Annotated in this window: 17 protein-coding genes; 4 read left to right on the top strand and 13 right to left on the bottom strand. The window is 72.5% G+C overall.

Annotated elements, in window-relative coordinates; all coding sequences use genetic code 11:
* Window positions 1–41: 41 nt before the first annotated feature.
* Window positions 42–1,403 carry a DEAD/DEAH box helicase gene (locus AC3EVP_RS34505; protein ID WP_435137120.1) on the bottom strand — a complete coding sequence of 454 codons (1,362 nt, stop codon included), beginning with the start codon at window positions 1,401–1,403 and terminating at the stop codon, window positions 42–44.
* 61 nt (window positions 1,404–1,464) lie between these two features.
* Entirely contained in the window at window positions 1,465–2,271 is an 807-nt protein-coding gene (locus tag AC3EVP_RS34500; protein ID WP_435137117.1) for a LysR family substrate-binding domain-containing protein, read from the bottom strand.
* Between the two features lie 59 nt (window positions 2,272–2,330).
* Here AC3EVP_RS34500 and AC3EVP_RS34495 point away from each other — a divergent pair, with 59 nt between their 5' ends.
* Entirely contained in the window at window positions 2,331–2,723 is a 393-nt protein-coding gene (locus tag AC3EVP_RS34495) for a DUF5997 family protein (protein WP_435137114.1), read from the top strand.
* Here the strand turns inward: AC3EVP_RS34495 and AC3EVP_RS34490 are convergent.
* From AC3EVP_RS34490 to AC3EVP_RS34470, 5 genes are read right to left on the bottom strand one after another with little or no spacing between them, the layout of a single operon-like run.
* A complete protein-coding gene (locus AC3EVP_RS34490; RefSeq protein ID WP_435137111.1) occupies window positions 2,683–3,705 on the bottom strand; it encodes an ROK family protein in 1,023 nt (340 codons plus the stop codon). The genes AC3EVP_RS34495 and AC3EVP_RS34490 overlap by 41 nt on opposite strands.
* Window positions 3,702–5,525, bottom strand: coding sequence for a dipeptide ABC transporter ATP-binding protein (locus AC3EVP_RS34485; RefSeq protein ID WP_435137108.1), 1,824 nt, complete (start codon window positions 5,523–5,525; stop codon window positions 3,702–3,704). Before AC3EVP_RS34485 ends, AC3EVP_RS34490 begins: the two co-directional genes overlap by 4 nt.
* Window positions 5,522–6,436 carry an ABC transporter permease gene (locus AC3EVP_RS34480; protein ID WP_435137105.1) on the bottom strand — a complete coding sequence of 305 codons (915 nt, stop codon included), beginning with the start codon at window positions 6,434–6,436 and terminating at the stop codon, window positions 5,522–5,524. Before AC3EVP_RS34480 ends, AC3EVP_RS34485 begins: the two co-directional genes overlap by 4 nt.
* The gene (locus AC3EVP_RS34475) at window positions 6,433–7,392 is read right to left on the bottom strand and encodes an ABC transporter permease (protein ID WP_435137102.1); all 960 of its coding nucleotides are present in this window, start codon (window positions 7,390–7,392) and stop codon (window positions 6,433–6,435) included. The genes AC3EVP_RS34480 and AC3EVP_RS34475 overlap by 4 nt, the downstream gene beginning before the upstream one ends.
* A 48-nt stretch (window positions 7,393–7,440) precedes the next feature.
* A complete protein-coding gene (locus AC3EVP_RS34470; RefSeq protein WP_435137099.1) occupies window positions 7,441–9,255 on the bottom strand; it encodes a peptide ABC transporter substrate-binding protein in 1,815 nt (604 codons plus the stop codon).
* Between the two features lie 300 nt (window positions 9,256–9,555).
* Between AC3EVP_RS34470 and AC3EVP_RS34465 the strand changes: the two genes are divergently transcribed.
* The 3 genes from AC3EVP_RS34465 to AC3EVP_RS34455 all read left to right on the top strand — a co-directional run bounded on the left by AC3EVP_RS34465 (window position 9,556) and on the right by AC3EVP_RS34455 (window position 13,184).
* Window positions 9,556–10,806: an ROK family protein gene (locus AC3EVP_RS34465; RefSeq protein WP_435137096.1), complete on the top strand. Its 1,251-nt coding sequence runs from the start codon at window positions 9,556–9,558 to the stop codon at window positions 10,804–10,806.
* Window positions 10,807–10,887: 81 nt separating this feature from the next.
* Window positions 10,888–12,411 (top strand): M81 family metallopeptidase, encoded by a 1,524-nt coding sequence (locus tag AC3EVP_RS34460; protein WP_435137093.1) that lies wholly within the window; start codon window positions 10,888–10,890, stop codon window positions 12,409–12,411.
* Between the two features lie 32 nt (window positions 12,412–12,443).
* The gene (locus AC3EVP_RS34455; RefSeq protein ID WP_435137090.1) at window positions 12,444–13,184 is read left to right on the top strand and encodes a copper homeostasis protein CutC; all 741 of its coding nucleotides are present in this window, start codon (window positions 12,444–12,446) and stop codon (window positions 13,182–13,184) included.
* A 185-nt stretch (window positions 13,185–13,369) separates the two neighbouring features.
* On the opposite strand, the gene AC3EVP_RS34450 is transcribed toward AC3EVP_RS34455, so the two are convergent.
* The 6 genes from AC3EVP_RS34450 to AC3EVP_RS34425 all read right to left on the bottom strand — a co-directional run bounded on the left by AC3EVP_RS34450 (window position 13,370) and on the right by AC3EVP_RS34425 (window position 24,248).
* Complete coding sequence (locus tag AC3EVP_RS34450; RefSeq protein WP_435137087.1) at window positions 13,370–16,756, bottom strand: family 78 glycoside hydrolase catalytic domain; 3,387 nt, start codon at window positions 16,754–16,756, stop codon at window positions 13,370–13,372.
* Window positions 16,757–16,931: 175 nt separating this feature from the next.
* Complete coding sequence (locus AC3EVP_RS34445; protein ID WP_435137084.1) at window positions 16,932–19,952, bottom strand: discoidin domain-containing protein; 3,021 nt, start codon at window positions 19,950–19,952, stop codon at window positions 16,932–16,934.
* A complete protein-coding gene (locus AC3EVP_RS34440; protein WP_435137081.1) occupies window positions 19,949–20,992 on the bottom strand; it encodes a glycoside hydrolase family 32 protein in 1,044 nt (347 codons plus the stop codon). Before AC3EVP_RS34440 ends, AC3EVP_RS34445 begins: the two co-directional genes overlap by 4 nt.
* 131 nt (window positions 20,993–21,123) lie before the next feature.
* Window positions 21,124–22,002: a carbohydrate ABC transporter permease gene (locus tag AC3EVP_RS34435; RefSeq protein WP_435137078.1), complete on the bottom strand. Its 879-nt coding sequence runs from the start codon at window positions 22,000–22,002 to the stop codon at window positions 21,124–21,126.
* A 5-nt stretch (window positions 22,003–22,007) separates the two neighbouring features.
* A complete protein-coding gene (locus tag AC3EVP_RS34430) occupies window positions 22,008–22,952 on the bottom strand; it encodes a carbohydrate ABC transporter permease (RefSeq protein WP_435137075.1) in 945 nt (314 codons plus the stop codon).
* A 15-nt stretch (window positions 22,953–22,967) separates the two neighbouring features.
* Entirely contained in the window at window positions 22,968–24,248 is a 1,281-nt protein-coding gene (locus tag AC3EVP_RS34425; RefSeq protein ID WP_435137072.1) for an ABC transporter substrate-binding protein, read from the bottom strand.
* Window positions 24,249–24,447 lie beyond the last annotated feature (199 nt).

The following is a 24,447-nucleotide window of genomic DNA, read 5'->3' as shown; positions in this document are numbered from 1 at the left end:
GGGGACCCGCCGGGCGCAGGCGCTCCGCCCGCGCCCGGCGGTCAGCGGGCCTTGCGTACACGCGCGGCCCTGCGGGCCTCGGCCATCGCGCGCGCCTCCGCGGCCTTGCGGGACTCCTTCTTCGGGCGCCCCGTACCGGTGCCCAGCCCCCGGAACGGTGCCTTGCCGGTCTTCTCCCTGTCCTGCACCGGTGGACGCCGGGCGCCGGTGATGCCGGTCAGTGCCGCCTCGCCGGAGCGGACCCCGGTGACCGTGGGCCGGATGCCGGCGTCCGACATCATCCGGTTCACGTCCCGGCGCTGGCCGGGCGTGACCAGGGTGACCACGCTGCCGGACTCCCCGGCACGCGCCGTGCGCCCACCGCGGTGGAGGTAGTCCTTGGGGTCGGCGGGCGGGTCCACGTTGACGACGAGGTCCAAGTACTCGATGTGGATGCCGCGGGCGGCGACGTTGGTGGCCACCAGCACGGTGATCCCGCCGTCCTTGAACTGGGCCAGCGTGTGCGTGCGCTGCGGCTGCGACTTCCCGCTGTGCAGGGCGCCCGCCCGTACACCGCTGCTCCGCAGGTGGCGGGTGAACTGGTCCACACCGTGCCGGGTGTCCAGGAACATCAGCACGCGCCCGTCGCGGGCCGCGATCTCGGTCGCCGTCGCGAGCTTGTCGGCGGGATGGACGTTGAGTACGTGGTGCTCCATCGTCGCGACGGAGCCCTCCGCCCGGTCGACCGCGGCGTGCACCGGCTCGCTCAGGTACTGCCGGACCAGCTGGTCGACGTTGCCGTCGAGCGTCGCGGAGAACAGCATCCGCTGCCCTCCGGGCGGCATCCGGTCCAGGATCTCCGTGACCTGCGGCAGGAAACCCAGGTCGCACATCTGGTCCGCCTCGTCCAGCACGGCGATCCGCACCCGGTCCAGGTGGCAGTCCCGCCGAGCCACCAGATCGGCCAGCCGTCCCGGCGTCGCCACCACGACCTCGGCACCCGCCCGCAGGGCCGCGACCTGCCGGTTCACCGACAGTCCGCCGACCACGGCCGCCGAGCGCAGCCCGACCGCCTGCGCGTAGGGGGCCAGCGCCTCGTGCACCTGCTGGGCGAGTTCCCTCGTCGGCACCAGGACCAGCGCGAGAGGGTGCTTCGGTGCGGCGCTGCGGCCCGCGGTGCGCGCGAGGAGCGCGAGCCCGAAGGCCAGGGTCTTGCCCGAGCCGGTCCGCGCGCGGCCGAGGATGTCCCGGCCGGCCAGCGCGCTCGGCAGGGTGGCCGCCTGGATCGGGAACGGTTCCCGCACCCCGCCCGCCTCCAGCACCCGCACCAGCGCGTCCGGGAGGTCCAGCTCCGCGAACGAACCTGCCGTCCGATCGGACCTGCCGGGCCCAAAGCGGCCGGCGGACGGCTGCTTCGTCGTCATGGGGTCCTGGTCCTTCCTCGTGTCGGCAGCCCCGAACCGACGGGGCCCCTTGTCCGGTGGGCTACGAGCGGCGGCGGGGTTTGCCGCGCCCGCCGCCCGTACTGCCGCTCCTGCGGGTGGGTTTCGCGCTGGAGCCGGACCCGCCGCGTGCGGGCTGCCGGCGCCCGTCCGCCGCCTTGCCCGGGCTCTTGCCCTGGGTGCCCTGTGCGGTCTGCGCGGTCCGGCCGCCCTGTGCGGTCCGGCCCGGAAGGGGACGGCCGCGGGTGCTGTTGACGGTGCGCCCGCGCACGATGCCGATGAGGTGCTCCACCAGGTCGGTCGTCCCGTCCTGCGACCAGGACAGGGCGACGCGGGACTCGGGGGCGCCCGGGACCGGCCGGTAGGTGAGGTCCCTGCGGTGGTGCAACCGGGCCAGGGACTGCGGGACCAGCAGCAGGCCCACGCCCGCCGCGACCAGTTCCACGGCGTCCGCGGTGGTGGCGGGGCGCTCTCTCGCGGGCTGCCCCGGCAGCTTCTCCCAGGTGAGGGTGGAGTCCAGCGGGTCCAGCACGATCTCGTCGGCGAGGTCGTCCACGGTCACCTCGTCGACCGCCGCGAACAGGTGGTCCTTGGGGACGACGACCACCGTCGTCTCCGTGTAGAGCGGGATCGCGCTGAGGTCCGGCCCGTCCACCGGAAGCCGGACGAATCCGGCGTCCGCGCCGGACCCGCGGTCCCGCAGCACGCCGAACGCCTCCGCGGCGGTCACCTGCACCAGGGTGAGCGGGATCTCCGGCAAGCGCTCGTTCCAGATCCGCACCCACTTGCTCGGTGTCACGCCCGGAACGTATGCGAGCCGGAACGAGGAGGGTGCTTCCGAGCCTGTCACGTCACCAGGCTATCCGCTGCTGGTCAAAGGCGGCACGCACGCTCGTTATCCTTGACGGCATGACGTCGCAGCAGACCACCCAGACCATGAAGCCCGCGACGGCGGCGAAGAAGCTGGGCGTGTACCTCCCGGCCACGCCCGCCGGGTTCCAGGAGGGTGTCGTCTCCCGCGCCGAGCTGAAGGCACTCCAGACCGATCCTCCCGAGTGGCTGGTGGAACTGCGGCGCCGCGGACCGCACCCGCGGCCGGTGGTCGCCGCCAAGCTCGGCGTGTCCATCACGGGCCTGGCGCGCGGCGGCGTCACCGAGGCGCTCACCACCGAGCAGATCGAGGCGCTCAAGCAGGACCGGCCGGAGTGGCTGGTCCAGGAGCGCGCCGTGCAGGCCGAGTTCCGCAGGGAAGTGGTGCGGATCAAGGAGAAGAACGCGGAGCGCGCGGCCCGTACCCACTGACCGGCGCAGCGTCGGCGGCCGGTGCGGCGCCGGCCGGCGACCCCGCGCGCAGTTCCGCGCGCGCCCGGGACGCCGCCCCGATCGCGACGGCGTCGCTGCCCAGCAGTGCCGGGACCAGCCGGATCGGACAGCCGCTGACCGGTGGTTCGGCGGCCAGGGCGGCGAGCACCATCGGTTCCAGCAGCGGCCAGGCGCGGCTGACGCCGCCGCCGATCACGACCGTGGTGACGTCGACCATGCCGGCCGTGATCAGGATCGCGCGCGCGAGGGCCGCCCCTGCCGCCTCGAACACCGCGAGCGCGTCCCGGTCGCCGGCGGCGGCCGCGGCGGCGACCCCGCGCGCGTCGGTGTCCCGTCCGGTGCGCTCGGCGTACCGGGCCGCCAGCGCGCGGCCCGAGGCGAGGGTCTCCAGGTGGCCCCGGCCGCCGCAGGAGCACAGGAGCTCGCCGAAACCGGGGATGTGGCCGATCTCCCCGGCCGCGCCGTGCGGTCCGTCCATGAGGGCGCCGTCCACCCACAGGGCGCCGCCGACGCCGGTGCCGAGCGTCATGCCCAGCGCGTGCGACTCGCCCGCGACGGCGCCGCGGGCGACTTCACCGCGCAGGAAGGCGTTGACGTCGTTGTCGAGGAAGGCGGGCACGTGGAGTGCCGCCTCGATGGTGCCGGTCACCGCGAACCCGGCCCAGTCCGTGAACGAGTCACTGGCGACGAGCACATGGCCGGTACGCGTGTCGACGATGCCGGCCGCCCCGACGCCGACCCCGGCCAGTCGTGACGGCACGCGGTCGAGCAGCAGCCGCAGCCCGTCCAGCACCGTCCCGACCATGGCGCCTCCGCCCTCGGTGGCGGGCGTGGCGAGTTCGACGCGGTCCAGGACCTCCAGGGACTCGGTGCACAGGATGACCTGTGTGGTGGTGCCGCCGATGTCCACCCCGGCGAAGACCGCGCGCGTGGGCCGCGGTGGTGCGGGTGTCGTCGTCACGCGGTCACGCCCGATCCGCCGGCGGCCGATCCGTCCCTGCCGGGCCCCTCGGCCCCGGTCTGCCGTTCGGCGCGCCGACGGCGCTGGAGCACCGGGTCGGGGACGGGGACGGCCGCCAGCAGGCGGCGGGTGTAGTCCGTAGCCGGATGCAGCAGGGTCACCTCGCTGGGGCCCTGCTCCTCGATCCGGCCGGCCCGCATGACGACGACGCGTGCGGCGAAGTCCTGCACCACGGCGAGGTCGTGGGAGACGAACAGGCACGCGAAGCCGAGGTCGTCCTGGAGTTCGGTGATCACTTGAAGGACCGCTTCCTGCACGCTGACGTCGAGCGCGCTGGTCGGCTCGTCGGCCACCAGCAGCCGCGGATCGAGCACGAGCGCCCGGGCGAGGCTGACCCGCTGGCGCTGGCCGCCGGACAGCTCGCGGGGGGTGCGCCGGGCGAAACCGCGCGGCAGCCGGACCCGGTCCAGGATGTCCGCGACGCGGTCCTGGCGCTCCTTCGACGACATCCGGCGGCGGTGGACGCGCAACGGCTCCGCGACGCACTCACCCACCGACATACGGGCGTCGAGCGAGGCCACCGGGTCCTGAAGGACGACACCGACGCCGGACCGCAGGGAGCGGCGGGCCCGCGCGGAGACCTTCCGCAGGTCGGCGCCGAAGAGGGTGACGGTGCCGGCGGTGGGGCGCACCAGCCCGAGCGCGACGCGGGCCGCGGTGGACTTGCCCGATCCCGACTCGCCGACCAGGCCGACGGTCTCGCCGGGCCGCACGCTCAAGGACACGTCGTCCAGGGCGCGTACCGCGCCGCGCCCGCGGCCGAAGGCCACGGTCACCGCCCGCAGGTCGACCACGGACTCGGCGGACCCGGCGGCTCCCGCGGACCGGGCAGATCCGGACCGGGCAGATCCGGACCGGGCAGATCCGGACGTCGCGGAGGCGCCGGACTTCGTGCCCGTGCCCGCCGCCACGCCCCGGGGCGCCGCCTCTTCGGGTTCCGCCACCGTCAGGCGCGGCACCGCCGCCAGCAGCCGTTTGGTGTAGTCGTGGCGCGGGCGCAGCAGGACGTCCTCGACGGGTCCGGTCTCGACGATCTCGCCCTGGAGCATGACGGCGACACGGTCGGCGAAGTCGGCCACCACGCCCATGTTGTGGGTGACCAGCAGCACTCCGGTGCCGGTCTCGGCGGTGAGGCGGCGCAGCAGGTCGAGGATCTCGGCCTGCACGGTGACGTCGAGGGCCGTGGTGGGCTCGTCGGCGATGAGCAGCACCGGGTCGTTGGCGATCGCCATGGCGATGACCACGCGCTGGCGCTGGCCGCCGGACAGTTCGAAGGGGAACGCGGACGCCCGCCGGGCCGGTTCGGGAATGCCGACGCGGCGCAGCAGTTCGACGGCGGCCTGCCGTGCCTCGCGGGCGGACAGCGGGCGGTGGTTGCGGATCACCTCGGCGATCTGGTCGCCGATCCGGGTGAGCGGGTCCAGGGCGGTGGCCGGCTCCTGGAAGACCATGGAGACGGTGCGGCCCCGCAGCCGGGCCAGTTGGTTCTCGCCGGTGGCCACCACGTCGGTGGCGCCCAGCCGGGCCCGTCCGGTGGCGTGGGCGTTGTCCGGCAGCAGGCCGATGGAGGCGAGCGCGACGGTGGACTTGCCGGACCCGGACTCGCCGACCAGGGCGAGGGTCTCGCCGGGCCGGACGTGCAGTGACACCCCGCGTACGGCGGGCACGTCCCCGGTCTCGGTGGAGAAGACCACGCCGAGGTCGTCCAAGTCGAGGATGGCGTCCCCCGCGGCCGCGGTGGGGTGTTCGGCGGCGTTCATCGGCGTCCTCTCACGTCGAAGGCGTCACGGAGCCCGTCGCCGATGGCGTTGAAGGCGCACACCACGAGGATGACGGCAAGGCCCGGCGGAAGGATCAGCCACCAGCGGCCGGAGTACGTGGCGGTCAGGCCCGCGGAGAGCATGCCGCCCCAGTCGGTCTTCGGCGGCTGGAGGCCGAGCCCCAGGTAGGACACGTACGCCACGAGCAGGATGGCGTCGGCGACCTGGAAGGTGGCCGCCACCACGATCGTGGAGACGGAGTTGGGCAGGATGTGCCGCCCGACGGCCCGGGTGTGGGTGCCGCCGATGGCGCGCAGGGTGTGCACGTAGTCGCGGTTCTTCAGGGTGAGGGTCTCGGCCCGCACCAGGCGGGAGGGGACCAGCCAGGAGACCAGGCCGAGGATCACGATCAGTCCGAGGACGCCCGGGGTGGAGATGGCCGAGACCACCAGGAGGATGAACAGCGCGGGGATCGCGATGCCGGCGTCGACGACGCGCATCATGGCCGCGTCGACCCAGCCGCCGGCGTATCCCGCGGCCGCGCCCCACAGGGTGCCGATGACGGTGGCCAGGACGCCCGCGGCCAGACCCACCACGAGGGAGACCTTGCCGCCGTACATGAGCCGGCCCAGTTCGTCGTGGCCGACCGCGTCGGTGCCCAGCAGATGGCTCCCGCTCGGTGCGAGGTTCACCTCGGTGAGCGTGGTGTGGATCTGGTCGGTGGAGTACAGCAGCGGGCCGGCGAAGCAGAACAGGAAGAACAGCACGACCACGGCGAGACCGACCACGGCCAGCCGGTTGCGGGCGAACCTGCGCAACGCCAGGCGCAGTCCCGCGGCGGCGACCGGGTCGGCCGGCTCGGCCGCCGGCCCGTCGCCGGGCAGCCGGCCCGGCTGGAGTACGGCACTCATGCGCGGTCCTCCTTCACTCGGGGATCGATGATCCGCTGGACGATGTCGGCGAGGAGGGTGCCCACGACGGTGGCGACGGCGATCACCAGCACGCAGCCGAGCAGCACCGGGTAGTCCGACGACTGCGCGGCGGTCCAGAACAGCAGCCCCATGCCGGGGTAGTTGAACAGCTGCTCGACGACGAGGGCGCCGCCGAAGAGCACCGGTACGTAGTAGCCGAGCATCGCCACGACCGGGGTGAGCGAGTTGCGGAACACGTGGCGCCGCAGGATCGCGCCGCGCCGCGAGCCGCCGGCCCGGGCGGTCCTGACGTAGTCCTCGGAGAGGTTTTCCAGCGTGGCCGCTCGCATGTACCGGCTGAAGACCGCCACGACGGAGGCGGCGCCGGCGACCACGGGCAGGACCAGCCCGGCCGGATCGGCGAAGACCTGCGCGAGGGAGTCGCCCTGCGGGGCCTGCGCGGGGAACCAGGGCAGAACGTGGCTGAAGACCAGCACCAGGATCAGGCCGAGGAAGTACACCGGCGTGGAGTAGGCGACGAAACTCAGCGTGGTGATGACGTAGTCGACCGGCTTGTTGCGCCGGACGGCCTGCCACATGCCCAGCGGCACCGCCAGCAGCAGCCCGACGAGCGCGGACAGCACCGTGAGGACCAGCGTCTTGGGCAGGCGCTGCACGATGAGCTGGGAGACCGGCTCGTTGAGCGTGTAGGAGGTGCCGAGGTCCCCGTGCAGCAGGCGGCCGAGGTAGGCGCCGTACTGCACGGGCAGCGGCTGGTCGAGGTGCTGGGCGTGGTCGAACTGCGCGATCTGCTGGGGGGTGGCCTGCGGGCCGAGGATTCCGCGCGCGGGGCCCCCGGGCAGGGCGTGCAGCAGGCAGAACGTCGCCACCGTCACGATGAGGATCACCGCGATGGCCTGCAGGACGCGTCTGGCCAGGTACAGGTAAGTGTTCATCGACTTCCGAACGGTTCGATCAGTGCCGTCGTGGGACCCGGACCGGGCTCACTTGCCGGTCCACTGCCACTGGGCGGGGTGGAAGTCGGCCAGCGAGTCCTGGGCGAAGCCGCCGAGGCCGTTCCTGATGACCGAGATCTGGTAGTCGGGCTCGGGCAGCCAGACCACCGGCAGGTCCTTGGCCAGGGCCGCGCTGTACTGCTGGACCGCGGTGTCGGACGTCGACGTGGTCGACTGCGCGATCAGCTTGTCGACCTGCGGGTTGGAGTAACTGCCGAAGTTCGAGCCGCCCTTGGTCTGGAAGAGCGAGTCGCCGGTGGGGAAGGCGGGGAAGTACCAGCTGCCGGCGGTGCCGAAGAAGGACAGCTGCCACTTGCAGGACGCCTGGTCGGAGGTGCACTGCGGGGTCTGGGCGAGCACCGAGTTGACCGGCGCGGTCTTGATCGAGAAGCCGATGCCGGTCTTGGCGAGCGACGACTGGATGGCGCTCATCATGTTGTCGGTGACGGTCGATCCGGACTGGGAGAGCACCTGCATGCGGAACTCGGTGCCCTTGGCGACACCCGTGCCGCACTGGCTCGCGGCGGAGCCGGGCCGCACGCAGGTCATCGTGCCGCCCTGGTCGGCCCAGCCGTGCGCGGTCAGCAGCGCCCTGGCCTTGGCGGTGGAGAACGGGTACGGGTTGTCCTTCTGCGCCGCCGAGACGAAGTCGGAGCTCTGCGCCTGCGGGACCGGCCCGTAGCCGGGGACGGCGGTGCCGTTGAAGATGACCTTGGCCAGGCTGTCCTGGTCGATGGACTCCTGCACGGCCTGCCGCGCGTACAGCTGCTTGAACACCGCCCCCATCGCGGGGTTGTCGAAGTTGTAGGGCATGTACGTGACCGCCCAGCCGGTCCACGGCTTGACGGTGTAGCCCTGACCGGTGAAGGACGCCTTCTGGTCCAGGTCGGTGGCGTTGATGTAGCCGTAGTCGACCTGCCCGGATCGCAGCGCGTTCTCCTCGGCGGCGGTCGTGGTGAACGGCAGCAGGTTCACCGTCGGGATGTGCGCCTTCTCGCCGCCGTCGTACTTCTTGTTCGCCGTGAGCACGACCTTGCCCGCGGTGGAGAACGAGCGGACCGTGTACGGCCCGCTGACGGTCTTCCACAGCGGGTCCGAGGCGTACTTGGAGATGTTCTTCGCCGCCGAGTTCAGGAACGTCCACACCTGCTTGGCACCGGCCGTGGTCGTGTCGGCGTCACTGACGGCGGCGGAGGCGGAGGTGCGGTCCCACAGGTGCTGCGGCAGCGGCGTGATCTGGCTCAGCTCGTTCGCCAGCATCCACTGGTCGTTGTAGGACCGGTCGAACGTCAGGGTGAAGCGGTGGTCGTCCAGGACCTTCAGGCCGGTCCAGTTGTCGGGCGCCTTTCCGGTGCTGTAGCCGGCCCACTGCGCTTTGTTCGCCTTGATGACGTTGAACCAGAACTGGACGTCCCGGGAGGTGATCGGTTTGCCGTCGCTCCAGTGCCGGTCCCCGAGTGTCACGGTGACGCTCCTGCCGTCCGCAGCGAAGTCCGCCGCGGAAGCTATCGACGCCTTCTTGTTCCAGTTGATGGTGCCCGTGGAGCCGTCGTAGGCGACCAGCGGCTCCCACAACGAGGCGGCTATCGAGACGTTGTTGGTGTTGAGGTGGGCCGGAGTGCCGATCGGCAGTATCCAGTTCGGCGTGAAGTTCGCGGGCAGCGCGTAGTTGATGGAACCGGACGACGCGGACGACGACGAGCCGTTCGCTCCGTTGCAGCCTGCGAGCAGCGAGCCGGCGGCGAGCGCGGCGCCCGCCACCAGGGCCCAGCGGCGGCGTTCCGTCGTGCGGACAGGAAACATGATTCTCCTCAGGTGGACGACCGCTGGAACCGGATATACCGGAAACTTCTGGGACCGGCGGGTGCGGAACAGTCAACGACGTCTCCGGTCGAAAAAACAAACCCCTGTTGATAACAAGTATGTTTCTGCTGTTTCGAAAAAAGGTCCGCCGCATCGACCGAAGAGGCCCGATTTCCCGGCAGTGGCGGGGTTTCCGGTCCGGTGGCCGGGATTCTCCGGAGGGCGGACGCCCCTTCCTCCGGAAGCCTTCCGGGCGTACTGTCGGCGCCGTCCACCGTCAAATCGGAAGTAAGTTTCTCCATGCCCGACGTAAGTCCGCCGCACAGGAACAGCGCCTCCGGCACACCGTCGCTCGCCGAGCGCGTCCTGGAACTCATCGCCTCCGGGCAGGGCACCTCGCGCGCCGAACTCGCCGAGCGGCTGGGCGCGTCGGCGTCCACGATCTCGCTGACCGTCGGCCAGTTGGTCAGCCGCGGACTGGTCGCCGAGCACGGCACCAGCGCGTCCACCGGCGGCCGTCCCCGCAAGATCCTGCGGATCGGCGCCACCGACGAGTTCGCGGTCGCCGCCGACCTCGGCGGACGGCACGCACGCATCGGCGTGGTGCTGCCCGGCGGGGAGCTGACGGACGTCTCCACGGTGCCGTTCGCCATCGCCGACGGGCCCGAGGTCGCCCTGCCGGAACTGGCAGAGACCCTGGAAGCACTGGCCGAGGGGCACGGGCGCAGGAGGCTGCGGGGTGTCGGTGTCTCGCTGCCCGGGCCGGTGGACGTGCAGTCCGGGGCCGCCACGCTGCCCTCACGGATGCCGGGCTGGAACAGGTTCCCGGTCGCCGACTGGCTGCAGGACCGGTTCGGCGTGCCGGCCGCCGTGGAGAACGACGCCAACTGCATGGCGGTCGGCGAGCACGCCGTCCAGCCCGTGGAGCGGCGCCAGTCGATCATGGTGAAGATCGGCTCCGCGATCGGCACCGGCATCATCGTCGACGGCAAGCTCTACCGGGGCGCCACCGGCGCGGCCGGCGACATCACCCACGTCCGGATCGACGCGGCCGGCGACACCCCGTGCTCCTGCGGCAACACCGGCTGCCTGGAGACGGTCGCCTCCGGAGCGGCCCTGGTCCGCATCCTGCGCGAGCGCGGCGCGGCGGTCGCGTCCCTGGCGGACGTGGTGCGGCTGGCGTCCGACTCTGACCCGCTGGCCACCGGCGCCGTGCGCCAGGCCGGCAGCTACCTGGGCACCGTCCTCGCCGCGAACGTGAACTTCTTCAACCCCGACGCCGTGTACCTCGGCGGCATCCTGTCCACCCTCGAGCCGTTCGTCGCCGCGGTCCGCAGCCGCCTCTACGAGGGCTGCCACCCGCTCGTCACCGAGCACCTGACCATCGCCCGGGCCAGCCTCGGCGCGGACGCCGGGCTGTTCGGCGCCGGCCTGTTCGCCCTGCAACGCGCCATGGCCCGGGCGCTGCACGACGCGACCGAGGCCGTCCCCGCCGGCGCAGGTGCTCTGCCCAGGACCCACCCGCGCGGCCCGGCGCGCCTCGACGGCTGACCGGCGGCCGCGCGTGCCGCGCGGCCGCCACTGCCGCCACGCCGACGTAACCCCCGACCCCGACCACCGCAGGAGCAGCCCATGCCGCGTTCCCGAACTCCCGTAGCCCGCCCGGTCATCGCCATCGCCGGGATCGGCATCGAGTCCTCGACGTTCTCGCCCGCCCGCACCCAGGCCCCCGCCTTCCACCCGTCGCGCGGCGAGCAGGTGCTGGAGCGCTACCCGTTCCTCGCACCGGGCGAGCCGCTGCGGGAGGCGGCCGCATGGCACGGCGCGCTCGTCGGCAAGTCGCTGCCGGGCGGCACCGTCACCGCGGCGGCCTTCGCCGAACTGTCGGACGAACTCATCGCCCGCCTCGCGGACCTGCCGCCGCTGGACGGCCTCTGGTACGACATCCACGGCGCGATGACCGTCGAGGGTGTCGACGACGCCGAGGCGGTGCTGCTGGACCGAATCCGGGCCACTGTCGGTCCGGACGTCATCGTGTCCACCTCGATGGACCTGCACGGCAACGTCTCCCGCGAGCTGGCCCACCGCAGCGACCTGATCACGTGCTACCGGATGGCACCGCACGAGGACCACATGGAGACCAAGGAGCGCGCGGTCCGCAACCTGGTGGACCTGCTGGTGACGGGCGCGCCCAGGCCGTTCAAGGCGTGGGTGCCGGTGCCGGTGCTGCTGGCCGGCGAGCAGACCTCGACCCGGATCGAGCCGGCCAGAAGCGTCTACGCCGCGGTCGCCGAGGTGGAGGCGCTCGACGGCGTCACCGACGCGGCGATCTGGGTCGGCTACGCGTGGGCCGACGAGCCCCGCAACCGCGCGGCGGTGGTCGTCACCGGTCCCTCGCGGGACGCCGTCGCCGCGGGCGCGGAGCGCCTGGCCCGGGGGTTCTGGGACCGCCGCAGGGAGTTCGGGTTCGTCGCGCCGACCGGAACGCTGGACGAGTGCCTGGACCAGGCGCTGTTCTCGGCACGGCGGCCGTACTTCGTCAGCGACACCGGCGACAACCCCACGGCCGGCGGGGCGGGCGACGTGACCTGGGGACTGGCCCGGGTGCTGGCCCGGCCGGAGTTCCGCGACGCCGGCGGCCCGACGGTCCTGTACGCCTCCGTGCCCGGCCCGGCGGCGGTGGCGCGGGCCCGGCAGGCAGGAGTCGGCGCGACCGTGACGGTGACGGCGGGCGCCGAGGTCGACGACCGGCACGAGGGACCGCTGACGATGACGGGCGTCGTGCACGCCGTGCGGGACGGCGACCGGGACGCGCGGACCGAGGTGGTGCTGCGGGTCGGCAGCGTCTTCGTGATCCTCACGGAACTGCGCAAGCCCTACCACCACGAGCACGACTTCACCGACCTGGCGCTCGACCCGCGCGGCGCGGACATCGTCATCGTCAAGATCGGCTACCTCGAACCCGAGCTGTTCGCGATGGCCGCGGACTGGAAGATGGCGCTCACCCCCGGCGGTGTCGACCAGGACCTGGTGCGGTTGGGCCACCACCGCATCCGCCGTCCGATGTTCCCCTTCGACCCGGACATGGCCGCGCCGGACCTCACCGCCCGCCTGATCGCGCCCTCGGACGAGCCGCTGACCGGGGGCGACGAGTGAGCTCGGCGCGGCGTCTGCAACTGGAGATCGCCGTGGCGAGCCCCGCCGGCGCCCGGGTCGCGAGGCAGGCGGGGGCCGATCGGGTGGAGCTGTGCTCGGCCCTGGAACTGGGCGGAGTGACTCCGTCGGGCGCGCTGGTCGCGGCGGCGTGCGCGGTCGGCCCCCCGGTGCACGTCCTGGTCCGCTGCCGCCCGGGCGACTTCGTGTACGACGCGGAGGAGGTGGCGCTCATGGCCGCCGAGGTGCGCGAGGCGGTGGCCGCGGGTGCGGCGGGCGTGGTGGTCGGCGCGCTGACCTCGGCCGGTGCCCTGGACACCGGGGCGATGCGAAGGCTGCTGGACGCGGCAGCCGAAGCGGGGAGCGCGGCCGGCCGCCCGGTCGGGGTGACCGTGCACCGGGCGATCGACCAGGCGGCCGACCCGGTGGCCACGGCCGTCCTGGCGGCCTCGCTGGGCGCCACCCGCATCCTGACCTCGGGCGGGGCGGTGACCGCGCCGGCCGGGGCCGGGACGATCGCCGCGATCGCCGCGGCCGTCCCCGCCACCGAGGTGATGGCCGGCGCGGGCGTCGGACCCGGTGACGTGGCAGCGCTGGCGGCCACCGGTGCGGCGGCGGTCCACCTGTCGGCGAAGCGGGCCGCGCCCGCCCGGCGGGGTGGGACGTGGGTGCCGATGGGTCCGGCGAGCGGCTCGGCCGGCACCGACACCCACTTCGTCACCGACCCGGAGATCGTGGCGGCCGCGCGGGCAGAGGTCGACGCCGTCAACCGCTGAGCACGGCCGCCGCCCCTGGCGCCGGTCGTCACCGCGGGGCCGGAGCGCCTGCCGACCCGTCCGCCGCAGGAGTGTTCCCGTGTGCGCGACAGGCCCCGGACCCGCCGCGCTGCCCACCGCCGCCCCCCCGGCCGCGTCACCGGCGCCTTTCGCGGGCCGCGGGGGCGCCGGGCGGGGGCGTCAGTTCACGGCCGTGCGGCCCGGAAGGACCACGCGCCCGTGCCGACGCGGTACACCGCCGTGTCGGCGTCGCGGCGCACCAGCACCGCGCCGCGCGACGGCGTCACGACGGCCTTCGCCCCGCCGGCCGGGGCGAGCGGCACCGCCACGGTGGCGCTGGTGTTGGGCGGCACGGACACCGCCAGCGACAGGGACGTGCCCGAGCGCCGCCAGGAGCTGGCGACGCGGCCGTGCGGAGTGTCGTAGGTGGCGTCGACCGTGGTGAGGTTGCCGACGACCGCCGGGGCCAGTGCGAGTTCGGAGAAGGCCACCGAGTCGGCGGTCTGGGTGATGCCGCCGAGCCCCGCGGTGAACCACTCCTCCAGCGCGCCGAGCATCCAGTGGTTCTGCGAGGCGCTGGTGCCCATGCCGCCCCACGACTCGGCCAGTGACGTCGAGCCGGTGGCCACCATGTGCCCGTAGCTGGGGTAGGTGGTCTGGGTGGCGATGTCCCAGATGACGTCGTGCCGGCCGGCGCCGGCCAGCACCCGCAGGGCCGCGGGCAGGCCGACCTCGCCGACCTCCAGGTGGTTGCCCGCGGCGCGGATGGCGGCGATCAGCGTGGCCAGCACCGCCGCCGACCGCGCCGCCGGCACGAAGCCGGCGTCGAGCGCCAGCGCGTTGCAGGCCTGGCTGCCCGACGCGTAGGTGGCGCCGGCCGCGTCGAGGTAGGCGGCGTTGAAGGCGGCGGTGATCCGGGCGGCCAGCGCGTCGTACCGCTTCGCGTCGCTTCTCTCGCCCAGGACGCCGGCGATGTGGGCCAGCGTCGTGGCCAGCCGCTTGTAGGCGTAGGTCTGCACCACCTTGGTCGGGGTGGTGGTCTCCACCGACTCCCAGTCGCCGAGGCCGCCGTCGAGCAGGTCTCCCGAGGCGAGTCCGCCGAGGTAGTCCAGGTAGCGCTTCATCGCCGGGTAGGTGGAGCGCAGGGTCGAGGTGTCGCCGTAGGCGCGGTACAGCTGCCACGGCACCAGGACGATGGAGCCGCCCCAGTTGGCGTCGTAGCGGTAGGCGCCGGCGAACAGGGCGATCTCCGGTGCGGTGGTGGGCACCATCCCGTCGGGGGCCTGCGCCTCGATCATGTCGCGCACGAGCTTGCGGCCGTACGCCTCGATGTCGTAGTTGCGGGTGGCGGCGCCGAGGGCCAGGCCGGTCTGGTCCAGCCAGCCGAGCTTCTCGCGGTGCGGGCAGTCGGTGAACACCGAGTACATGTTGCTCTGCACGGACCGGTCGATGATGGTGTGGATGCTGTTGAGCAGGTCGTCGGAGCAGGTGAAGGAGCCCGCCTCGGGGTTGGCGGTGCGCAGGACGAGGGTCTTGGCGTCACCGAGCGAGGGGGCCCGGGGCAGGCCCCGCACCTCCAGGTAGCGGAAACCGTGGTAGACGAAGCGCGGCTGCCAGATCTCCTCGCCCGCGCCGGCCGTCACGTAGGTGTCGTAGATCGGTTTGCCGGTGGTCGACTGGTCGACCGTGCCGGCCGCGGTCAGCTTCTCGCCGGGCAGCATCGTCACCGTGGTCCCGGCCGGGCCGCTCATCCGCAGTTGCTGCCAGCCCGCGCTGTTGGTCGCGAAGTCGATGACGTACACGCCCTCGGAGGGCGAGGTGATCGCGACGGCGGGGTGCACGTCGACGATCTCGACGGGCGGGGCGAGCCGTCCCACCAGGGCGGTGCCCGGCGCGGGCGGGGCGGTGACGGCCGCCTGCTGCCAGGCGCGGCGGTCGCCTTCGGGGTGGTCCCAGCGGGGCTGCACGCGGCGGGCGTCGAAGTCCTCGCCGCCGTACCAGTTGCTGAACGTGGTCGGGCCGAGCGCGGTCAGCCAGCTGCCGTCGGTGGCCACGGTGTGGCTGCGGCCGTCGGTGTAGCGGATCTCCAGCTGGGCGATCAGCCGCGGCGGCCCGAAACCGGCGGTGGCCTTGATGTAGCGGCTGGGGTTGTCGAGGGTGTTGAAGACGTCCCACATGCCGTTGCCGATCTCCACGCCCACGGTGTTGCGGCCGCTCGCCAGCAGCTTCGTGACGTCGTACGTGGCGTACGGCACCTCGGCCAGGACGTTGGTGTTCGGCGGTTCGAGGACCGCGGTGCCCGCGGCGCGGCCGTTGACGGTGGCGGCGTGGATGCCGGCCGCGGAGATGTACAGCCGGGCCCTTGCCACCTCGCCGGAGACGGTGAAGTCCTTGGCGAACAGCGGCAGTGCGGCCGGCGCGTCGTGCATGCTGGAGGGCGGGTAGGGCTTGTCGTCCTTCTTCACGTCGGCGACGCCGGTGAAGGGCCCGGCCGGGTCGTCGGCGGCCGAGACGCTGAACGTCCTGGGGTAGTCCGGGGTCATGCCCCACTGGCTGGGCGCGTCCCAGCGCTGGTAGACCACCACCGAGTCGAACGTGACGGCCGAGCCCAGGTCGAGCGTGAGCACCACCGGGTCGTCGGAGATATCGGTGTCGGACCGGACACTGCTCTGGTAGCCGTACGGCGCCTGCGTCGAGGTGAGCTTGCCGTCGGTGAGGTACTCCGGAGCCCACTGCCCGGGCACGGTCAGGGTGTCGGACGCGGTGACGGGCGCGCCGTGCGCCAGGTCCACGCCGGGGCGGGCGGAGTCCCGCACGGCGATCTCGGATATCTGCAACTGCGGCTTCCAGTGGGCGGTGTCGTCGAGCGCCGACGCGGGACGGCCCAGGTCGGTGACGGTCACCCGGACATAGCGCGCGGTCCGGGGTGCCGCCAGCTGCGCGGTGACGCCGTAGGGCTGCTCCCACTCGGTGTTGCCGATCCACCGCGCCGCCCAGTCGCCGGCGTCGAGCAGGCCGGTCTCCCACACCGCGGGCGCGCTCCACGCCGTCGCGCCGCCCTGCTCGTCCCACACCCGCACCCGCCAGAACGCCTGGGTACGGGCCGGGACCGGCTTGCCGCCGTAGGGGACCGAGAAGGTGCGCGCGCCGCTCACCCGGCCGCTGTCCCACAGGTCCGGGCGCCCCCGGCCGAGCGCGGCGGCGCTGGTGGCGACCTGTACCTGGTACGCCTTCTGCCGCACCGCGGCCGCGGTGGGCGCGGCGCCGGCCGGCAGGCCCAACCGCCAGCTGAGGGTGGGGCGTTCGACGTCGATGCCGAGCGGATCGGTCATCGCCGCGGCCCGCAGGCCGAGGGGGGTGACGCCTCGGGCGGCGGCCGCGGGCGCCCCCTTGGCGGCGTCCGCGGCGGCGCTCGACACGCCCGCCGCGCTCAGGCCGAGGGCGCCGATCGTCCCGCCGCCCAGCAGCAGGAACTGCCGGCGGCTGGTACCGGCGGCCCCGGCGTCCTGCCGGGTGTCGTCGCGGACCTCTCCTGGCGTGTGGCGCCGCGGGTCGGACTCGGGTCCGGGCATGGCGTTCTCCTTCTGGTGTGAATCGTTTCATTTACGCCGCGCGCGGAGCCCGGTGGGGCGTGCCGCGGGGATGTCCGTGCGGGTGACGCGACGGGCGCGGCCCCGCGTCCTCACCCGGTGTGCGGGGCACCTCGGGGGAGGACGCGGGCCGGTCCGGCGTCAGGGTGCGAAGGGGTCAGGGTGCGTAGACCTGGACCTCTGCCAGCTGCATCTGGTACGCGCCGCTCTCGTCCGCCCGCAGGTCGGTGCCCTGCACGCGGACGTAGCGCGCGCTCTGCGGGCCGAAGGCGAACGCCTGCGGGGAGCCGTCGACCGGCTTCGGGTAACCGGTCTTCGCCACCGCCGTGGTCCAGTGCGTGCCGTCCGTCGAGACGTCGATCGTGAAGTCGATCGGGAAGTCGCTGCCCACCAGTGTCTGGTCGAAGTTCTTCGGCCACAGGGTGACGCTGCCGACGGACGTCGTCCTGCCCAGGTCCACGGTCAGCGACTCGGTGTGGTTCTCCGCCTGGTCGGAGTCGCTCGCCCAGCCGAAGGAGCCGGCGACGCTGAACGGCTGCGCGTCCACCGCGGTCGCCGCGCCGTAGTTGCCGTCCTCGATGCTGCTGGTGGCGGTGACGGGCTGGTGGGCTGCCAGGTCGTCAGGGGTCGGCGGGGTGGTCAGCACGTAGCCGGCGGCGCTGCCGCGGGTCAGGGTCACGGTGTGCGCGCCGGCGCCGGTGTAGGTGTAGCGCACCGTGCCGAGGTCGTCGGCGGTCGCGCGGTGGCTGCCGTGGTTGTCGGTGACCGTGTAGGTGGCGTGCGGGGTCTGCCCGGACCACTGGAGGGTGACCGGCTGCCGGGCGGCGCTGTAGTCGACGGTCTCGCTCAACTCGTCGTGGTAGGTGACCGAGAGCCGGTCGGCGCTGTGGATGGTCCGGGAGACCGTGGTGCCGTTCATCGCGGACGGGATGTTCGGTGCCACGGTGACGCCCGCGGCGGTCGGCTGGATGCCGAGCACGTCGCTGTACAGGCCGGTGGCGCCGTTGGCGTTCGCCGGGAACCACGCCTCCTGCCCGCCGGCCCGCGCGGTGAGGAACCACGTCAGCCGGCTCCATCCGTCGAAGCCGTCCTGCGTGTAGCGCTCCAGCGTGTTGTCGAGGTACGTCAGCGACCGCGAGCGCTCGCCGAGCACGGCGGCGGCGCGCATGTACTCCTCGGTCATCATCGGGTAGATCGCGCCGTTCTCCAGCCCGGTCTCGAACCCGTTGCCGTGCGAGCTCTCGGTGTCGCGGTTCAGCGCGATGAAGTTCTCCGGCAGCATGGTCAGGCCGTAGCGGCGCATCTGGGTGTCGATGCCGTCGAGGATCTGCCGGCCGCGCTGGAGGTCGACCAGCCCGAAGTAGACCGCCTGGAGGTTGATCTGGGTCTGCTGCACCTTGCCCTGCACGGTGCCGTCGGCGTTGCGCCAGTACGCGAACATGCCCGTCCCGGGGTCCCACAGGCCGCCGTCGGTGTCGTCCCGGTTGAACCGGGACTTCAGCTTCGCGGCGATCGAGGCGTACTCATCCGCCTGCGCGGTGTCGTGGAAGACGTCCTTCTCCAGCCCGGACCACTGCACCAGGGCCTGGTACATCAACTCGTTGACGTAGCCGCTCTCGTACGACACGTACTGCGCGTCGTTCCACTCGCGGATGCCCTTCTTCGACGCGCTGCTGGTCAGGTCGTTGTGGAAGAGGCCGTCTACCGGGTCGTACTGCTGGTCGACCATGAAGGCCAGGGACCGCTCCACCGACGAGCGCATCGAGGTGAGCCACGTCCGGTCCGGCGAGTACTGGTACATGTCCGCGACGGCCGAGGCGTACGACGGGTCCGCGTCGTACAGGCTGCCGTCGCCCCACGGGTGGTCCAGGTGGTAGGTGCGGCCGGCCATGTGGCCGGAGGAGGACTGCGCGGTGTCGCGGAAGTACGTCAGCAGGCGCTGCTGCGAGGCGGTCATGGCCGGGTCGTAGTAGCCCTGCACGGTCCGGTCGGCGTACACCATGTCGTACGGCCCCACACCGGGATTGCGCAGCCCGACGGTGGACATGCCGAAGTTCTTGTCGATCACGCCGGAGCGGCCGAAGTCGTTGAGCAGCGAGGTCAGGGCGGCGGTGTCGGCGACGCCCTTGATGGTGCCGCCCAGCGAGTAGTAGCGGGCGTAGTCGTCCGCGGCGAAGGTGTAGCTGACGGTGTCGCGCTGCGACGGGGAGGTGGTGACGGGCGCGAAGACGTACGCGTCGGTGCCGTTGGAGCTGTGGCCGCCGTAGACCAGGCCGCTGGCCGCGCTGCCCGCGGTGTAGTTCCAGGTGGGTGAGGTGGACAGCTCCGTCTCCTGGTAGGTGTTGCCGTCGCCGGTGTAGGAGAACTCGGTGGCGATGTTGCGGTTGCCGGTCGCCGTCACGCTCAGCGCCTGCCGGGTGGAGCCGCGCAGCATCGTGAAGTCGGACTCCTCGACGCCGTAGCGGTCCAGGTTCTGGGAGAGGAAGAACGAGTTCTGCCCGGTGTAGGCGTTGCCGAGGGGCAGGTCGCCGCCATCCTGGGGCCGCCGGATGTTGTCCCACACCCGGGCCCAGCCGAAGGTGAGCTGGCCGTTGTGGCGCACGGACCGGTCGGAGGTGTCCAGCCAGTCGTAGCCGCGGCTGGAGCTGAGCTCGATCCCGGCCCCGGTCAGGTCGAACCGCCAGGTCTCCTCCAGCGCGACCCGCGCGTTCGCCATGGTGAAGGACGCGGTGACGCTGCGGCCGTGCACCGTGACCGACGGGTCGGCGGCCAGCGCCGTGCTGGTCAGTTCGGAGCCGTCGGCGCCGAGCCGGACCGAGCTGTAGATGCCGGCGTCCAGCAACTGCGTGCCGCCCATGGTGAAGGAGGTGACGACCGACCTGCCGCCGTAGGAGTACACCATGCGGAAACCGCCGTCGGTCATGGTGACGGTCCGGGCCGCCTTGTCGACGACGACGGACGCCTGGGCCGCGGCGGCGTGCTGCGGTGCGGCCAGCAGGCCGCTCAGCAGGGAGCCGACGAGCAGCCCGAAGGTCAGCACCACTCGGCCGGCCGCGGTGCGCCAGGCCCCTTCGGCCCGGGGCCCCGCTCTTCCGGTTCTCCGGTCCTCCGCGGTGGCCGCGCCTCGTGGGGCGCGTGGGGCCCGTTCGGTGCGTGGGGTGCGTGCGGTCCTTCTCATGCGGGGCTCCTGTCGGTGTTCGGCGGCGGGGTGCCGGCGCCGGTGGCGCGGGTGATGCCGCGCATCTCGCGCTGCGCGTAGCCGCCCAGCCGGACCGGGTCGCGGTGGGTGACGGCGCAGTAGTAGTGCTCCAGCCGTCCGTTCCAGCTCATGACGGCGGGCTTGTGGGTGTGCAGGGAGTCGATGGAGCCGGCCGGGCCGACGTCGAGCAGGATCTCCTTGGACTTCACCCAGGTCCGCAGGTCGCGCGAGGTGGCGAAGCCCTCGCGGGCGTGCCCGTCCTCGGCCAGGCCGAAGTAGAACATGATCCAGAAGTCCCCGTCGCGCAGCACGCAAGGGTCCGAGGCGAAGAGCTCGTCGAACGATCCCGGACCGCCCACGCTCAGCACGGGGTTCGCGTCATGGCGGGTCCAGTGCGCCAGGTCGCTCGAGACCGCCAGGCCGGTCTGCTCGGTCCACGGCCACTGGTCGCGGTCCTTGGCGTTGTAGAAGGTGTAGAAGAGCCCCTCGTGCTCCAGCAGCCAGGACTTGTACAGCCCGCCGCGCTCCCAGGCGCCGCCGTCGCGGGGGTCCAGTACGGCGCCGGTCTGCTCCCAGTGCAGCAGGTCGCGGCTGCGGACGAAGCCGATCGAGGCGGGGCCGGCCTCGTAGCCGGCCGCCGGGTAGGCGTGGAAGGTGCCGTAGTGCCACCCGTCGAAGTCGCGCAGTTCTCCGGCCGACCACAGGTCGTTGTCGCGGGCGATCGACGTCAGGGCCGCGTTGTAGCGGCGCAGCGGGTCCGACGCGTCGCGGGCCAGCACCACCCGGCCGGGGCCCCAGCCGTGCTCGGCGTCGTTCCAGGCCAGCGCGGTCTGGTAGCCGACACCGTCCCAGCCGACGTAGGTCATGCCCTGCCGCCCGTCCCGGGAGAACACGAACGGGCAGTCCACGGCGTGGCTGTCGAAGGTGCCCTCGGTGAACGAGGGGGCGACGACCAGGCGTTCGTCGCGGCACGGGGTGGCGATGCGGTCGATGGGATATTCGGCGGACTGCGTGGACATGGGGGTTCCCGATTCTCTCTGCGGGCGCACCGGGCCGGGCGCCGCCTGGGGCGGGCGCCTGCCCGGGCATCGATGTGAGCGTTCATACGGCGCGCCGGCGGGCGGTTCCGCGCCCGGACCGGCGGCCGGGCTCACTTCCCGGTCCCGGCCATCAGGCCGGAGACGTAGTAGCGCTGGAGCAGCATGAACAACACGACGCAGGGCAGCATGGTCACCGTGATCCCGGCTTGCAGCGCCCCCCAGTCGATGGTGTTGAGCGGGCCGTTCTGCGCGTTCACCAGGGCCACCGGCAGCGTGAAGCTGGAGTTGTCGTTCAGCAGCACCAGCGCGGCCAGGAACTCGTTCCAGCCGGCCAGGAAGGCGAACAGCGCGACCGTCACCACGCCCGGCCTGACCAGCGGCAGCATCACCCGGGGCAGCGCGCTCAGCTTCGAGCAGCCGTCGATCTCGGCCGCGTCGCCGATCTCCTCCGGCACGCTCTCGAAGGAGTTGCGCATCATGTAGACGGCGAACGGCATCTGGAAGGTGGCGTACACCAGCGCCAGGCCCAGCAGCGAGTTGGTCAGCCCCAGCCAGATCATCACGGTGAACAGCGAGACCAGCAGCGCCGGGTAGGGCACCAGCAGCATGCCGACGGTGAGCCCGAACAGCGCCTTCTTGCCCCGGAAGCGGTAGCGGGCGAAGGCGTAGCCGGCCGGCACCGCGACAGCCGTGGTGATCAGCACCGTCATCAGCGTCACCGTGAGCGAGTTGAGCACGTACGTGCCCAGCGACGTGCCGGAGCTGTCCAGCTTGGCGAAGTTCGCCACCGTCCAGTGTGCCGGCCACCACTTCGGCGGCCAGGCGTTCGCCTCCGCGGCGGACTTGAACCCGCCCACCGTGGTCCACACGATCGGGAACGCGAAGAGCAGCGCCAGCACCGCCGCGAGCACGATCCGTACCGGGTTGCGGCTGCGCTCGCGCACCGCGACGGGGGAGCGGCGCGCTCGCGCCGCCTCGGACATCACCATGGCGGTCAGCCCTTTCCGCGTTGCAGCCGGACCTGGAGCACGGAGATCCCGGCCATCACCGCGACCACCACCACGGCCACCGCGGCGGCGTAGCCGCGCTGGAAGCTCAGGAAGGCGGACTTGTAGAGGTAGTAGACGACCGTCAGGGTCGAGCCGTCGGGGCCGCCCTTGGTCATCGTGTAGAACTGGTCGAAGCCGAGGAACGTCGTGGTGACGGTGAGCAGCACGACCAGCGACAGCGGCTTCCTGATCAGCGGCAGCGTGATGTCCTTCAGCACGCGGACCGGGCCCGCGCCGTCCAGCCGGGCCGCCTCGTAGATCTCGTCGGGGATCGAGTCCATGCCCATCAGCAGCACCAGCATGGCCAGGCCGACCGTCTTCCACACCGTCATGACGACCACCACGGCGAGCGTCGTGGACGGGTGTGCGTACCAGTCGGAACCGCCGGCGGACAGCCCGAGGTGCTGCGCGAGGTACGGCAGCACGCCGGTGCGCGCGTTGCTCATCGACAGCCACAGCAGGCCGGCCGGCGCGAAGCCGATGGTGACCGGCGCGAACAGCAGGGCCCGCACCGCGGTGCGCCCGGGGAACCTCGGCCGGACCAGCAGCGCCAGCGCCAGCGACACCGCGATGCCGATCACCGAGGTGACGGCGGTGTACTCGGCGGTGAACCGGACCGCGTGCCAGAACTGCCCGGAGGACAGCGCCTGGCTGTAGTTGGACGTGCCCGCCGGGGTGTGCGCCCCGAACGCGGGCCAGTGGAAGAACGACATCCAGATCATCAGGCCGAACGGCAGCACGAAGAATAGGCCGATGATCACGGCGCTCGGTGCGGCGAGCGCCCAGCCCTGCAGGTTCTCCCCGCGCCGGCGTCCGGGCGGCTGTGCGCCGGGCTTTCGCGAAAGGCGTGCAAGGCGCGCGGGGCGCGGGAGGGTGGCGGTGGTGGCCATGGCGACTGCCTCCCGCTACTGGTGGGTCAGCGCGTCGGCGGCGGACTGCGCGGTCCTGGCGGCGGCCGCGGGATCGGCCCCGTCGAAGACCACCGAGCGGATCATCGTCAGCCAGGGCCCCTGCGGGTCGGCGACGACGTCGTTGTAGTACGGCGACGCGACCACCCGGCCGTGCGGGACCAGTGACGCGGGCACGGCGAACTGCTCCCCGAGTGAGCCGGGCACCTGCACGTCGGTGCGGACCGGCAGGGCGGGCAGCTTGAGGTAGACGTCCTGCTGGGTCTTCTTCGACACCAGCCAGTCGATGAAGTCCCATGCCTCGTCGACGTGCTTGGACGACGCGGAGATGGACGCGGCGTCGCCGCCGGAGAACGTGCCGAGCTGGCCTGCGGTCGGGCCGGGTATCGGCGCGAGGCCGAAGGTGAAGCCCTTGGACTTCGCGTCGATGGCGGTGGTGTTGACGCCGTTGCCGCCCGCGAAGTCGATGCCGATCTTGCCGGAGGCGAAGACCGAGAAGAAGCCGTCGCCGGTGTCGGTCTTGGCGGTCTGGGGGATGTCGCCGTGCTGGTAGAGCGTCTGGAGGAACTTCAGCGCGTTCCGGGTGGGGGCGTTGTTGAACTGAAACGATTCATTAGAACCCACGACTTCGCCCTGCTGGGCCCAGATGAGCGGTGAGACGTCGTAGGCGAGCGTGCTCGGGGCGTTGCCCGAGAGGTAGAAGCCCTTGTCGCCGTGGCCGAGCCGGGTGATCGCGTCGGCGGCGGCGGTGATGCCGGCCCAGGTGGTCGGCGGCTTGTCCGGGTCGAGCCCGGCCTGCTTGAAGAGGGTCTTGTTGTAGAGGTAGAGCGAGGTGTCGGCGACATAGGGGACGCCGTAGACCTTGCCGTCCTTGGTGGCCGCCTCGGTGTGCGCCGGTGCGAGGTGGCCGGCGGCGCCGTCCGCCTTGAGCAGGCCGGACAGGTCGAGCACGGCGCCGGTGCTGACCACCTGCGGCATGTAGACCACGTCGGTGGCCAGGATGTCCGGCAGTGCGCCGGACTGCGCCGCCGCGGCGAACTTCGTCATGTACTGGTCGGCCGGGACATGGGTGATCTCGACCTGGTTCTTGTGGGTGGCGTTGTACGCCTTGACCACGGCGTCGGTCACGGCCTCGTTGCCCGGGCGGACCCAGAGCTTGAGCTTCGCCCCGGTGTCCTTCGCCTTCACCGACGACGGCGACGGGGAGCCGCCGCCCGAACTCGCGCCGCACCCGGTCGCGGTGAGCACCGCGGCGACGGCGACGGCCGCCAGTCTCATTGCCGTTCTTGTGTGTCCGTTCATGGCCAACCTCGTCGTGAGTAGCCCCCCGGCGCGGCGGTGCGCGCCCGGCGCCGCGCCGGGGGCGGGGGTCAGGAGATGGGAAGGGCGGGGGGAGGCGCGGAGGCGCTGGGGGAGCCAGTGCGCGGCCGCAGGCGGAGAAGTGGCGCCGGCCACGTGACGGCAACCGGTTTCCGTT

This window comes from Actinacidiphila sp. bgisy144 (assembly GCF_057708105.1).
This window is presented reverse-complemented; position numbering and strand designations above follow the sequence as displayed.